The organism is Paraglaciecola sp. (genome assembly GCF_051252315.1).
Lineage (GTDB): Bacteria > Pseudomonadota > Gammaproteobacteria > Enterobacterales > Alteromonadaceae > Paraglaciecola.
This window is the reverse complement of the sequence record NZ_JBPOFP010000021.1, coordinates 37043-50947: the sequence shown is the minus strand read 5'-3', so window position 1 is coordinate 50947 and position 13905 is coordinate 37043. Positions and strand designations below refer to the sequence as shown.

General features: G+C 39.2%; 10 protein-coding genes. 7 read left to right on the top strand and 3 right to left on the bottom strand.

Annotated elements, in window-relative coordinates; genetic code table 11:
- The first annotated feature begins 219 nt into the window (after positions 1 to 219).
- A complete protein-coding gene (locus ACSHXM_RS06255) occupies positions 220 to 759 on the top strand; it encodes a gamma carbonic anhydrase family protein (RefSeq protein ID WP_435687885.1) in 540 nt (179 codons plus the stop codon).
- An 84-nt stretch (positions 760 to 843) separates the two neighbouring features.
- On the opposite strand, the gene ACSHXM_RS06250 is transcribed toward ACSHXM_RS06255, so the two are convergent.
- Positions 844 to 1446 (bottom strand): PEP-CTERM sorting domain-containing protein, encoded by a 603-nt coding sequence (locus tag ACSHXM_RS06250; protein WP_435687884.1) that lies wholly within the window; start codon positions 1444 to 1446, stop codon positions 844 to 846.
- A 315-nt stretch (positions 1447 to 1761) separates the two neighbouring features.
- On the opposite strand from ACSHXM_RS06250, the gene ACSHXM_RS06245 reads away from it, so the two are divergent.
- The 5 genes from ACSHXM_RS06245 to ACSHXM_RS06225 all read left to right on the top strand — a co-directional run bounded on the left by ACSHXM_RS06245 (position 1762) and on the right by ACSHXM_RS06225 (position 10470).
- Positions 1762 to 3192, top strand: coding sequence for a c-type cytochrome domain-containing protein (locus tag ACSHXM_RS06245; protein WP_435687883.1), 1431 nt, complete (start codon positions 1762 to 1764; stop codon positions 3190 to 3192).
- Positions 3192 to 4406, top strand: a complete 1215-nt coding sequence (locus tag ACSHXM_RS06240; RefSeq protein ID WP_435687882.1) for a 6-bladed beta-propeller — start codon at positions 3192 to 3194, stop codon at positions 4404 to 4406. Before ACSHXM_RS06245 ends, ACSHXM_RS06240 begins: the two co-directional genes overlap by 1 nt.
- A 4-nt stretch (positions 4407 to 4410) precedes the next feature.
- The gene (locus ACSHXM_RS06235; RefSeq protein ID WP_435687881.1) at positions 4411 to 7662 is read left to right on the top strand and encodes a DUF1553 domain-containing protein; all 3252 of its coding nucleotides are present in this window, start codon (positions 4411 to 4413) and stop codon (positions 7660 to 7662) included.
- 15 nt (positions 7663 to 7677) lie between these two features.
- Positions 7678 to 9114 (top strand): DUF1501 domain-containing protein, encoded by a 1437-nt coding sequence (locus ACSHXM_RS06230; protein WP_435687880.1) that lies wholly within the window; start codon positions 7678 to 7680, stop codon positions 9112 to 9114.
- A gap of 165 nt (positions 9115 to 9279) precedes the next feature.
- The gene (locus ACSHXM_RS06225) at positions 9280 to 10470 is read left to right on the top strand and encodes a hypothetical protein (RefSeq protein ID WP_435687879.1); all 1191 of its coding nucleotides are present in this window, start codon (positions 9280 to 9282) and stop codon (positions 10468 to 10470) included.
- Positions 10471 to 10493: 23 nt separating this feature from the next.
- Here ACSHXM_RS06225 and ACSHXM_RS06220 read toward each other — a convergent pair whose 3' ends face one another.
- Positions 10494 to 11198, bottom strand: a complete 705-nt coding sequence (locus ACSHXM_RS06220) for a FadR/GntR family transcriptional regulator (RefSeq protein ID WP_435687878.1) — start codon at positions 11196 to 11198, stop codon at positions 10494 to 10496.
- Between the two features lie 362 nt (positions 11199 to 11560).
- Positions 11561 to 12757 (bottom strand): aldo/keto reductase, encoded by a 1197-nt coding sequence (locus ACSHXM_RS06215; RefSeq protein ID WP_435687877.1) that lies wholly within the window; start codon positions 12755 to 12757, stop codon positions 11561 to 11563.
- A 344-nt stretch (positions 12758 to 13101) separates the two neighbouring features.
- Between ACSHXM_RS06215 and ACSHXM_RS06210 the strand changes: the two genes are divergently transcribed.
- Positions 13102 to 13899 (top strand): caspase family protein, encoded by a 798-nt coding sequence (locus ACSHXM_RS06210; protein WP_435687876.1) that lies wholly within the window; start codon positions 13102 to 13104, stop codon positions 13897 to 13899.
- Positions 13900 to 13905: the final 6 nt, after the last annotated feature.

Below are 13905 nucleotides of genomic sequence, written 5' to 3'. Positions count from 1 at the left end.
AACAAGATAAATCTTGTTTCTGGAAAGCCGTTTTAAGTGACTCCCCGAAGCGAGGTGCGCATTATAGACATAACTTCTCCCACTGCAACTCCTTTTTTAAATTAATTTACTGACTGCCTAGTTATCGAACAAATGGGCTAGTTAAACAGCAATTTGGAGCTAAAAGGTATTCTAATTTTGGTAATATAAAGATAATTGTATAAATACTTAGAGCACCACATGACTATTAGAAAATATAAAAATACCTTACCTACATTAGGTAAAAACACTTATATAGACGATTCTGCTGTATTAGTGGGTGAGGTTACTTGCGGGGATGACGTGAGTATTTGGCCATTAGTCGCTGCTAGGGGCGATGTAAATTTCATAAAGATTGGGCACAGAACAAATGTACAAGACGGTACAGTGCTACATGTCACCAGGACTAGTGAAAGCAATCCTGGTGGTTTTCCATTAATAATTGGTGAAGATGTAACAGTTGGACATAAATGCATGTTACACGGGTGTACGCTAGGTGATCGCATATTAGTAGGTATGGGTGCCATTATTATGGACGGCGTTATAGTCGAAAATGATGTGTTTATCGGTGGTGGTACTTTAGTACCTCCAAACAAGACCCTAAAAAGTGGCTACTTATATGTAGGTAACCCCGCAAAACAAGCTAGGCCATTAAAGGAAGCAGAAATACAATTTCTAAAACAATCAGCTTTAAACTATATCAAACTAAAAGATGAGTATCTTGCAGAGTGCAATAGTTAAAATCACACCTAAAATTAATCAATTTATATAAACAAAAAGGGCCGAACAGCCCTTCTTGTTTTATCAATCAAATTAGAAATAACCTTATTGTTTACCAATACGAAAAGACCTACGTCGTATCAAAAATAAACTTGTAATTGAAAGAAATACAACACTTAACGAACTTGGTTCTGGTACGTTAACCGTTTCTAAAATAAGCTCATCTATTTGAAAAAAGTTATCATCAGTTAGATTATGATGAATAGTATAAGCCGTGTTAGCTCTAAAGAAAGGTATAGCACCTGCCTCATAGTTAACATTTCCAATTTTTCCCAACATGTTACCTGAACGATGACTACCTTGGGTAAACCAAAAATTACCATTTTGGTTATTTTCGTCATAATCGATGTCAACATTTCTCAGGACAACATCAATATTGAATAGCAAGGTGACTGAAACAATCTCGCTATAATTAGGGTCAGAACTAAAATATAAGCCATCACTGTCAATTCCTGCAGCTGAGCTGCCATCCGAAGTAATTAAATTACTAAATGTAACTACAAGAGGTCCAGAAAAGGCTTGCTCGCCATTTTGTAACAAATCATCTGAAAAACTCGCTTGATCGTCACTATCTAAATCCAAAGTGATAATCGCAGCTTCAGTACATAGGCTGAATAGACAAACAAATAGAACAATCAAATTTTTCAAATTATATACTTCTTATTAATAAACATTGATGACGGGCAAGCACAAGTTGTGCCAACCTAATATTAAAGGGTTTAAGGGACAAAAAAGGGCTGGAACCAAAAATATTGTAAAAAATACTGACACCAATTTCTATATTTAAAACCCGCATTAAAAAGTAGCGGCGAGTGCCGATTAAAAAAATATGAGTAACCACTTATACCCTTATTCACAAAAATAGTTATAAATAATACAAAATTGTTAACAATAAACATTGATACGTATATGAATCATATATTAGTATATAAATTATATATTCTGTCGCATTTAGAGTTTATTGTGGATTTAATTCAATTTTTTGGTCGTTTCCATGTATTGGTGTTGCATTTACCTATCGGTATATTGCTGCTAGCAGCTTTGATTGAAGTGCATATTGCATTATTTCAAAAAGAAAGAGCAAAACTACTGAACCAAGTTTGGTTTTGGGGGGCAATCTCTGCGATATTCGCCTGCATTCTGGGCTATATGCTGTCATTAGGCGGTGGCTATAATGACGATGCAGTATTCATCCATAAACTTTTCGGTATCTCAGTAGCCATCACGGCAATTATTTGTACACTACTTTTCTCTTATAAAAAGAAAGTAGGAAAACTAGCAACCAGTTTATTAGTCAGCCTACAATTATTCCTATTGTTTGCCACTGGTCATTACGGTGCTAACATGACACATGGTGAAACCTACCTTGTAGAACATGCTCCTAACTTTGTCAGGACCCTAGCCGGTTTTGAACCACATCAAGCACCTCGCCCACCTATTACCCAAATTGAACAGGCAGATATTTACCTCGATCTTATTCAACCTCTATTTAAAGCCAACTGTATTAGTTGTCATAACGATTCAAAGGCCAAAGGAAAATTAAACCTAGCCAATATAGAGGGTATAAATAAAGGAGGTAAAACAGCACATACTCTAGGCGATGGAAAATTAAATAATAGCGAGTTATATAAACGCATCACCTTAGACGAACATGATAAAAAATTCATGCCTGCAGAAGGAAAAACACCTTTAACAGATACTCAAGTCAAAACTATTGCTTGGTGGATAAAAGCTGGCGCTCCTATGACTGGCAATTTGCAAACTATCGCCTTATCTAAACAAGATAAAAAAATACTTTCACAAACGCTTGGTTTGGCTCCTGCTGATAACGCTTGGCCACTGACTAAACAAACCAAAATTCCTGGGCAAGTAATAGCTCAATTACAACAACATGGTTTCTTAGTAAAAACGATCGCAAACAATATTAATTATTTAGATATCGATTATTCGTCAAACTTAAAAGCCATTTCAAATGAAGCTATTTCGGCCCTAGTCGCAGCAAAAGATTACGTGGCCTACCTAAATTTAATTAATTCTCAAATTAACCTTGAACAAATTACCAAAGTTGCTCAACTCAATAACTTACTCAGGTTGCGATTAAATAAAACCCCCGTTAAAGATGAAGCTATCGAGTTATTAAAAGCGTTACCAAATTTAGAATACTTAAATTTATTTGGCACCCAAATTAGCGATGACAGCCTACATACCCTGACTCAATTCCCAAGTCTAAAGCAGGTGTACGTGGGTCAAACGAGCGTGACAAAACCAACTATTACAGAAATAGCAGCCCTAAAGCCAGAGCTACAAATTATTGCTTTATCCAACAAGCTAGCTGAATTTCAGAAATCTACTCAAACGGCTCTCGCCGAAAAAGCTAAAAAGGCGGCCAAATAATGTCCCAAGACACCTCATCAATTAAACACAATGAAGCAGGCGTTGACGACAGCAAACGTCAATTCATCAAGAATAGCTCAGCTATTAGCTCTGCATTGTTGTTATCGGCCTTTAGCCAACACTCTAGCGCCCATGAGCCACCTAAAAAGCCTTTACCCAAAGCCTCTCGAGAAGCTGCTCACGGAAAAATAATCGGGCATGGTGATTTTAAATATAAAGTAAATTACTTTTGGGGTAATTTAGACCCACACAAAGTTCCAGTAGAGAACTGTCATGGTCTCGCCTTTGATTCTCAAGGTCGCATCGTGATGGTGACCGACAGTGATAAAAATAACTTTGTTATCTATAACAAGGATGGAAAATTACTAGATGCTTGGGGCACCCAACACCCTGGTGCCCACTCGGTGAAGATCAACCACGAAAATGGTGAAGACTTTATCTATATTGTCGATTGTGGCTGGGTACTCAATCGCAATTGGGATGGTGTGACTACCGGCAATTGGAAGTCTCCCAAAAACAAGTTTATCCCCCAACAAGGCTTTATTAGCAAGCTTACACTTGATGGCAAACTTGTATATACAATCGGGCACCCTTTAACTATTGGTATTTATAATGCCAATGACCCTTTCCGTCCAACTGACATCACAATTGCTGCCAATGGCGACTTGTATGTAACAGATGGCTACGGCTCAGATAGAGTAATCCAGTATAATCACAATGGTCAGTACATTCGCCATTGGGGCGGAAAAAACAACCAAGATTCGAACTATAATCTAAGTAACACTCACGGAATTGGTATTGATTTACGCAATCCAGCAGATCCGCACTTAGTGGTGAGTTCACGTGCCGCAAATGAATTAAAACTATTTGAAATGGATGGTAAATATCGCAGTACCGTACAAACACCAGGAGCATTTGTAGGGGGTCCAATCTTTAAAGGTGAATACGCATACATTCCAGTGTGTTGGTCAGTTGTGGATGGAAAGCGAAAAAGCAATTCTGGCTTTATCACCATCTTAGATAAAAACAACAAAGTAGTGTCTAACCCAGGTGGCACGCAGCCTATTTATCAAGAAGGTAAATTGCAAAATATGCATACCACTTGGGATGTGTTTAATCATTGCCATGCTGTATGTGTAGATAATGACGAAAATCTATATGTTGGCCAATGGAATTCCAATCAGACCTATCCCATTAAATTAGAGCGAGTGTAATCGGATGTTTACTAAATTATTGACCTCAAAATTTAAAGTCATAACAGTATTGGTTTCAGCCTTCGGATTAATGGCCTGTGGTGGTGACGCAGAAATGGAAGCTGAAACAGCTTTGCATGACCTGCCAGAAGTGGTCGACTACAACTTTCATATTAAACCTATTTTGTCTGATACCTGTTTCTTGTGTCATGGTCCTGATTTACCCAATGCCAAAGCGGGGCTTAGTTTAAACACATTCGAACGCGCCACTACCCATGTACTCGAATCTGGTAACCACGCCATAGTGCCAGGTAAGCCTGAAGACAGTGAAGCATTACAAAGGATCACGTCAACAGATCCCAACATAATCATGCCCCCTCCAAATTCAAATTTGGTGTTATCAGATCGTGATAAAGCCATGATTAAAAAGTGGATTAAGCAAGGGGCAGAATATAAAAAGCACTGGTCGTTTATTACACCTGAGAAACAAGCGCTCCCAGAAGTAAAAAATAGTGATTGGCCAGTTAACCCTATTGACCACTATGTGCTCAAACAAATTGAAGACAACAATCTAGTTCCTTCGCCACAAGCTAGTAAAGAAACACTCATTCGTAGAGTATCCTTTGATTTAACCGGATTACCGCCAACGATTGAAGAAATCGATCAGTTTTTAGCTGACGATAGTGATACTGCCTATGAAAAAGTGATTGACCGCTTATTAGCTAGCGATTCGTATGGCGAAAGAGTCGCCACAGAGTGGCTTGACGTAGCACGATACGCCGACACACACGGATACGCGACCGACCCATTCAGAGATGTGTCTCCATATCGTGACTGGGTTATTGAAAAATTTAACCAAAATATGCCTTTTGATAAATTCATTACTTGGCAAATTGCAGGTGATTTATTACCCAACGCCAGCAACGAACAAAAACTAGCAACTGCCTTTAATCGCATGCATACCCAAAACAATGAAGGCGGCTTAGTTCTAGAAGAGTTCCGGGTTGAATACGTAAAAGATCGTGTGCAGTCAGTTGGTACAGGTTTACTTGGACTCACGTTACATTGTGCTCAATGTCACGACCACAAATACGATGACGTACCCACTAAAGATTATTACCAAACCTTCGCTATGTTTAATAACAATGATGACTCTGGGCAAATATCTTGGGATGCCAAAGATATGCCTGTGCCAACTATGTTACTACCTACCAGAGAACAAAAAGCTGCACTTGAAACAATAACTACAAAAATAGAACAAGCTGAAGCCGAGGTTATTGCTGTTGCACAAAGTAGTGATAATGCTTTTAATGCTTGGCAAAAACAAAGAGCAGCAGTTGACCTATTAGCCACAGATGCATTGGTAGCCCACTACCCATTAACCTCTGACGACAACAATAAAAAAATCTTAAACTTAGTTCGTAAAGATAAACATGGACGAGTGTTATTTAGCTCAAATAAAAACGTTAAAACGGGGGCTGAACTACTACATCAAAAAGACGAAGGTCACCAAGCAATATTACTGAATGGTGACGATGCCTTATATTTCCCGGATGAAAATCACTTCAACCGTGCAACACCCCTTACTGTTTCAATTAAGGCAAAGTTATCTGAATCCACAACAGAAGCAGCGATTTTCCATCACAATAAATCCTCTACCTTATATGCATACAAAGGGTTTGATTTAAGTGTTGTTGATGATCATTGGATAGTACGTTTTGCCCACACCTATCCTTATAATGCCATCGTCAAGCGCTCAAAGCAGCCAATTGAAAAAGGCCAATGGCAACATCTAGCGATAACCTATGACGGTTCATCAAAAGCAGATGGTGTTCATCTGTATATTAACGGCGAGTCAATCCCATTACTGGTTGAACGAGATAACCTTTATAAAGATATCAGTCATCCAAAAGAAGACTCCCTCGGCTTAGTTGCTGGATTAAAAATCGGCGCCAGATGGCGTGATAGAGGCGCAGCCGATGCGCTAGTGAGTGACCTAAAAGTTTGGTCTAGAGATTTATCTAAGGTTGAAATAAAAGCCAACGCTAAACAAGCATTTGGCGAAACCTTTAGTCAATCACAGATAAACGAACCCTCAGCATTAAAGGGTTTTTACAACAAACGTTACAATCAGGACTATCTTAAAAAGGTTGAACAACTCACTAAATTACGCAATGAACATAACACCTTAAATGAACCCATCAATGAAATGATGATCATGCAAGAATTAAAGGGTGAGCGTCGTCAAAGTTACATATTGGATCGTGGTTTATATTCCAATCATGGTGAAAAAGTCGAACCCGGTGTACCAGAAGCCGTTTATCCATTCGACGAGTCATTACCCAAAAACCGCATTGGTTTAGCTAAATGGCTAACGGATCCTAAACATCCGCTAGTTTCTCGAGTAGTGAGTAATCGCTACTGGGCGATGTTAATGGGCGAAGGTATTGTGCGTACACCAGAAGACTTTGGTAGCCAAGGCAAACTTCCCACTCATCCAGAGGCCCTTGATTGGCTGAGTCGTGAATTTATCGATTCTGGTTGGGATGTTAAACATCTTTTAAAAACAATTGCCATGTCAGCCACATATCAACAAAGCTCTGTGGCAGATAAAGACTTAAAAGCCACAGATCCAGAAAATACACTATTTGCTCGTGGTCCTCGAGTTCGGCTAACCGCTGAAATGCTTAGAGACAATGTCTTAGCAGCAAGTGGTTTATTAGTGAATAAATTGGGCGGCAAAAGTGTTTATCCATACCAACCTGAAGGCTTATGGAAAATGAACCGTGCTGAATACAAACAAAGTGAAGGCGATGATTTATACCGCCGAAGTATGTACACGGTATGGAAACGTAATGCTCCGCCACCTAGCATGCACAATTTCGACACGCCTACACGTACTTATACAGTTGGAGCACGTCAAGCTACCGATACACCATTACAAGCCTTAACCATGATGAATGACCCTCAGTTTGTTGAAGCCGGTCGTGTTTTAGCTGAAAAAGTAATGGCCAATTCTGACGATAACAAACAACGTTTAATTCAACTTTATCGATTGTTAACCAGCCAATACCCTGACGAACAAGAATTAAATGTCATGAACGAAATGTATACCCAATTTTTAAACAAATACACTCAAGCGCCAGAAGAAGCTGACCATCTGTTAGAAATTGGTGAAAAACCACCACAGTCGACCTTAGACAAAACCATAGTTGCTGCATTAAGTACTGTTGCCAACTTAATTATCAATCATGACGCCACCGTTATTAAACGATAAGCTGGAGATAAAAAAGTGAATCAATTAGACCGCAGACAGTTTTTAAAAGCAGCTTCCGCCGCAGGTTTATCGGGTTTGTCTGGCCTTGCTCTTGCTGACAAAGCCGAAGACAAAAAATTAATATTGCCAGATGACAGCTTAAATGGAGTGTTAGGCAAGCCGCACATTCCAGCCAAAGCTAAACGGATGATCTACTTATTTCAAAGTGGCGGCCCATCTCAAATGGAATTATTCGACTACAAACCCATGTTGAATAAAATGCACGGTAAAGAAATACCCAGTGAAGTACGTGGTGACACTAAATTGACCACCATGACCGCTCAACAAACATCTTTACCTTTAGTTAAATCAGTATTCGACTTCAAACAGCATGGAGAATCAGGGGCTTGGGTCAGCGAATTATTACCCCACACAGCTAAAGTAGCCGACGATTTATGTTTTGTTAAATCTGTTCAAACTGACGCAATTAACCACGACCCTGCTGCCACCTTTATTTTAACAGGATTCCCGATAGCCGGCCGGCCGAGTTTAGGCGCATGGTTAAGTTATGGTCTAGGTAGCAACAATAACAACCTTCCCCCCTTTATTGTGTTGTTAACTAACCAAAATAAAGGCCAGCCAATCTTTGCTCGTTTATGGGGAAATGGATTCTTACCTTCTATCCATCAAGGTGTGCGTTTCAGAGCCGGAAAAGATCCTGTGTTATTCGTGAATAATCCTAAAGGATTAAGCCGTTATGACAGACGTGAAATGTTAAGCTATTTAACCAAATTACATGGCATTCAGCACGCTAAAACCATGGATGACGAAATCCACTCTCGTATAGCCCAATACGAAATGGCTCAACGCATGCAAACATCCGTACCAGACGTGAATGACTTTTCAGATGAACCAGACTGGGTTTTCGACATGTATGGTCCAGATTCTCGCATCCCAGGAACCTTTGCAGCCAATTGCCTATTAGCTCGCAGATTAGCTGAGAGGAACGTTAAATTTACTCAGCTTTTCCATCGTGGTTGGGATCACCACAGTGGATTACCTGGTGGCATTAAACAAATGTGCAGAGAAACAGATCAAGCCTCGGCTGCACTAGTGGCAGATTTAAAACAACGAGGATTATTAGACGACACCTTAGTCGTTTGGGGTGGAGAGTTCGGTCGTACAAGTTACTGTCAGGGCAAGTTTACAGAAAAAGCCTATGGCCGAGACCATCACCCGAATGCTTTCACCATGTGGATGGCAGGCGGCGGCGTAAAAGCTGGTCATACTCATGGTGAAACCGACGACTTCGCCTACAACGTAACTAAAGATCCTGTACATATACATGATTTACACGCCACCATTATGCATTTAATGGGTGTAGACCATGAAAAACTCACCTTTAAATATCAAGGTCGCCGTTTTAGATTAACTGACGTACACGGTAAAATTGTGAAAGGTATTTTGGCTTAATTAAATTGCCACTCGATACCCTATAAGTGGCACTTCGATTAATATTAAGGCCCTCAGCTTAAGGGGGCTAACTAGCAAACCTGTTAAAAAAACGTACAAAACTCTGTTAATTATCTGTAGGATAAGAGCGAGTATAGAGCTAGTTATTTTATTGGAAACTTCGAAGTGCCTGAGACACCTTTTACTCCGTCTAAAGCTGCCATTTTGGCATTGCTAGACAGGATTCAACAAAGTCCAATTTTTAGCCGTTCTAAAAATTACAGCAAGTTACTGGCCTACTTAGTTGAAAAAGAATTACAGGCAATTGAAGACACATCTTCACCCACTAAGCCGCCTAAAGAAGTTGAAATTGCAATCGACGTATTTAATAAGTCTACCGATTTTAATTCGGCGGATGACTCAACAGTCAGGGTGCATATTTCAAATCTAAGAAAGAAACTCGATACTTATTTTGATCAAGCTGGCAACACAGAAAGTTTTCGCATATTACTGCCAACTGGCGAATATCGCTTGGTGTTTAAAGCGGTTAACACCAGTGCTAAATCACAACCAACTAATCCAGAGGTCGTTACTACGCCTCAAATAGATGATACTGAAAAAGCCAAACCAACCAAACCCAAGTACGTTTATGCAATGACTCTATTAATTGCTTTTTCTTTAGTCATACACTTTGGGCTTGTTTTGTATCCCAATCAAGCTCAAATTAGTCAAAGTAAGGTATCTCGAAACAGCACGGATGCTTTGTGGGCTGACTTAAAACTTCAAGAGAAAAAAGACGTATTGATAGTCCTTGGCAATGAATATAACCAGGTTTCTAATGGCGTGGCTCAAGCATATAAACACGTACTGCTAACTTTCGAAGACCCACATACAGTATCTGTGCGAGTAAGCTCTCAGCTTACGGTCAAAGATATCCGCCAATATAATATAATTTACATAGGGGATTACCGTTCGATGTCCAAACTTGGTAGCTTTTTTAAAGGTTCGGGCTTTGCAATTACAGAAAATCAGCTCACATTAGCCACTGAAGAATCGACTCAGATGTTTATGTCACCCCAGAACACAGAAGGTCGATATACAGATTACGGCTTGTTCGCTAAATTTAACGGACCAAATAAAACCAAAGTTTTCTTAATTGCCGGCTTTACCGATGCCGCATTAGGAAATTTCAGTCGATTTCTCACCGCTAGATGGGGAGCCACGTCACTACAATTCAAAGAAAAACTGGCTGAACATAAGATTGAGTCTTTTGACAACGTTGAAATGTTATTTAAAGTTTCTTCATTAGAAAATATGCATTTAAACCAAGAATTAGTGCATGCCAATAAAGTAAACCACAGAAAAATCTGGAAGTAAGGGTCTTATACCCCCCAAAAATTCTAGACTAAACTACAATCGGTTAGCCGACTCATCACATTCGTTAAATGTGATTGAATAGACTTCTTGGCTTGCTCACCATCTCTTTGCATGAGGGCATTACATACCGCTTCGTGTTCTTCAATTTTAGGCGTTGAGCCTTTATTTCTGAGCTTAAGGTGGAACCTTTTGCTCACCTCAGATAACTCACGCACCTCCCATAACCATTCGTAGATTGGTAAAAGCGCACTATTTCTCGTCGCTTTTATAATGGCTAAATGAAAAGCATGGTCAATACGTTCCGCTTCTTCTATATTGTCCTCTTCTACGGCTTTAGCCATAGAATGTAGTAGTTGCTTTAACTGCAATAATTCATCATTACTAATGCGCTGAGCCGCCAAGTTGGCTGATTCGGATTCAATTAACATGCGCGCTTCTAACACTTCAAATGGTCCAGGCAAATCCTCTATGGCCAATGCTGAGTTTATTTTACGTGATGGCTCTAGTGCATATATACCTGAACCCGAACGAATTTCCACCAGCCCACTCACTTCAAGGGCTATCATAGCTTCACGGATTGTTGAACGGCTTACGCCAAAATCAGCAGCTAAATCACGTTCAGCCGCAAATCGAGCACCGACTTTTACAGTGCCATCTTTAACCAAATCAGCAAGCTGACTGGCAACCTGTAGATACAACCTTTGACTAGCAATTTGATTTTTTGACATGATTAAAAATGATACTCATTAAGTTATTACAGGAATATTTAAATACTAAACTCAACGAATTATATAAATGGGTCTGGACAATCACAACCAATTTTATTTTGGCTTGACCAATTTAGCTTATACTTATACCAATTCCATTAAATAACTGGAGGCAGTAAATTTATTTGAGAGAAAAAGTCGAGATGGCGCCATTATGAGCTGATGGCAGCATTATAAACATTTATAAAAAATCGAACGAATATTGCAAGTACTCACTGAACAGCTCAAAAAAGCCAACTTTTTAACTGCTATTCTATACGCCAATCTCACTTCTAACAGAGATACTAGGGGCCATTGAACTTTGGATTTAGATAGAAGTTTTTTTAGACTGTTTGCTGTTCTACTTTGCGACCCATTATTTGTATATTATCAGCAAACATATCTACAGTTTCCATTTGCGCAACACAACAAGATAAGTTTGAGTTTTGCAAAGCCCATAAGTAAGCTTTAGCAAATTTAGATATTTCCGAGTCTGGAATAGTTCTAGTGAGCTTTTTCAATCTCCAACTATCTTCATTCTTCCACGCTGGCTGATCTTCCATCCATAATAGTCTGGCCACTTTCATGGCCACCATACCAATGCCCGCTTCTTTAGCCTTATATATCAAGTTCTCTAACGCTGCATGATTGGCAATATTGTATGCAAACATAGTGGCATCATAATATCCGACTTCAATAACTTTAGATAAATTGCCTGCTACATCGTTATGAAATGAAACGGCTGAAGCGCGAATCAGCCCTTTTTGTTTGAACTCTGAAAATAACTCTTCAAGGATTTCATCCTCCATCATTTCCGGCATAGCGATACCGTGGGGACAATGTAATACATCCACATAATCAGTTTGTAAGCGCTTTAACCCACTTTCTAATAACCCGTAGGTATGTTTTTTAATTTTACTCTTCCATTCAGACCTGAAACCATGTTCTTGCATAAGCACATGATAATAATATGCATCAAACACCTGCTTCTCTTGGCCGTCCCAAAAGTTCATATGATAACCGGGTTTCAAAACAGCTCTGTCTTCAATCATTTGGTCTGCCTTTTTTCTTAAAGCATCTTTTTTACCTTGAGGAAGTCCTTTGTTTATGTCATTAAGCACACCATATAGATAACCACCATAACCACTTAGTTTTGTCGATAAAAAAACCTTTTCTCGATAACCCGTTTTTTTCAAGTAGTTACCTAAATTCGATTCAACTTGACCTTGAGTATAAGCTGCAGCGGTATCTAAATAATTAACTCCTCTTTCAATACCGTAATCCAGCACCGGATAAAAAGATTCGTTTTTGTATGGATAAGTCCCCACTACTAACTCAGAAACCATCATGCCTGTTCGACCTAACATGCGGTAACTGGCGCCAGATTGCTTATTTCGCCATTCTGGTTGAACAGCTGTTAAAGGCGTCTTTTTATTCTGTGGTTCTGATGCTGAGAGTAACCCTGGCGCTAGTACTAGCCCAACCGAAGCTGCTGCAGTCTTTTTAAAGAAATCTCTGCGGGAATTATCCTGATTAGCCATGCCTGTAACCCTTTTTTTAACAACCTAACTTAGTATATTAGGAACTATTCGACGCTTCGAATATTACACATTCTACAATAAACAATATACATTAAATCGATTTGTATTTCTCGGGTATCAAAAAAACTATTATCATTTTTTAATATCTGTAGTCTGTTTATCCAATTCAGATTAAATAACCTGAGCTCGGGATAAATAGGTTAATTCAGCTATATTTGGTCAGTCCAATATCAAAATAGTTAACATAGTAATAAAAAGCTTTCCCTTAAATCTCAGTAAGCTAAGCTTTTAAGCGTACGAAAAATAACCTTTACTATTAAGGCACCACTATTAAAAAGAATCCTATGCCAAAAAGAATAATACTTAGTTTTATTTGCCTAGTTCTTAGCCAAAACATAACGTTCGCGCAAGATATGCAGCGCTACGCCTTAATTATAGGTAACCAAAACTATAAAACCGCTCCCTTAAAAAACACCATAAATGACGCGACAGCTATCGCCGATAATTTAACCGAACTGGGATATAAGGTGAGCCTATTACAAGATACAAAATTAGATACATTACACGCAGAGATCCAACAGTTTTACCTCGATGTACAGAGGGCAGCAGACAAACCAACGCTGGCTCTTGTTTATTATGCTGGGCACGCATTACAAATAAATCACCAAAATTATTTGGTGCCATTAGATATGCAATTTGAAAATCAGCAAGAATTTGTTTCGGGTTTATACAAGATCAACAATCTGTTTAGCCAAATACAACAATCAAAAAACCTGCAAAACATTATTATTCTCGACGCTTGCCGAACTAACCCTTTTGCCAAGATAAATTCTACCGCCAGTATCAATGTTGACGATGGGTTATCTCCCATTAAAGCCCCAACAAACACACTGATTGCTTTTGCCACAGAACCCGATGGCGTCGCCGCTGACGGTAAAGGTAAGAATGGTGTTTATACTAAACATTTGTTACGTCACATTGGTACACAAATCAGTGTCGAGGAGGTGTTTAAAAAAGTCAGACAGGGCGTATCTAAACAAACTCGCAACAAACAAATCCCATGGGAGCATTCATCCTTGTTAAGCGAGGTGTTTTTTAGCCCCCCGAAAAATCGTGATATACCTGATTTTACGGTATTTTAGCCGGGT